Origin of the sequence: Brucella grignonensis (assembly GCF_002252505.1) — a bacterium.
In the GTDB taxonomy this organism is placed as follows: domain Bacteria; phylum Pseudomonadota; class Alphaproteobacteria; order Rhizobiales; family Rhizobiaceae; genus Brucella; species Brucella grignonensis.
Window position 1 is genome coordinate 1 of the sequence record NZ_NNRL01000103.1, and the last position, 682, is coordinate 682.

Consider the following 682-nt stretch of genomic DNA (forward strand, 5'->3'; position numbering starts at 1 on the left):
CGCTCGTGAAGTTTCTCGAGCTGCGCACCAATGTCCCGAAGCGTCAGTTCTGGGTTCGAGGTGTGGATACCTGTGACCAGCGTCATCAGCCGGTCCTCCGGGAGGCGAGGCGGCGATTTCCGAAGCAGGGCGGGATCTGTCATGTGCTCGGTAACCAGCCATCTCACGGCACGACGAAGCCGCTCGGGGGTCCAGTCGTGCCCTCTTTGCTTCAGTACACGCGCAATGTCATCCCAAGTATGGTCCGGTCGCATGCGCTTCACAGTCGGAAGCCACTGGTTGGCAGTTGCCTGGATGCGTGCGCCGTAAGCTGCCTTCTGGGCGGCTGTCATCATGGCGAGCGTCTCCGGCCGGCGTTCGCGGATTCCCGGATTGCCGGAGAGCTTTCCCCTCGCCTTCGCCGCCCTTATGCCGGCCTTCGTGCGTTCGGAAATCAAGGAGCGCTCCAGCTGCGCCACGGCGCCGAGCACTTGGAGAGAAAACATGCCCTGCGGCGTCGTGGTGTCGATCGGATCTCGCAGGGAGCGAAAATGCACCCCTCTTTCCGTCAGGCCCTCGATTACCTCGAGCAAATGGCTGACAGAGCGTGCCAGCCGGTCGATCCGGACGACAAGGAGGGTGTCGCCGGCGCTCACGTCGCGCAGCAGCTTGCTGAGAGCCGGCCGGACCCGCGATACCCCCG

General features: G+C 63.9%; 1 protein-coding gene. It reads right to left on the reverse strand.

The features are described from left to right. On the reverse strand, nt 1-682 hold a 682-nt coding region (locus CEV33_RS01370; protein WP_094538722.1), incomplete at both ends, for a recombinase family protein.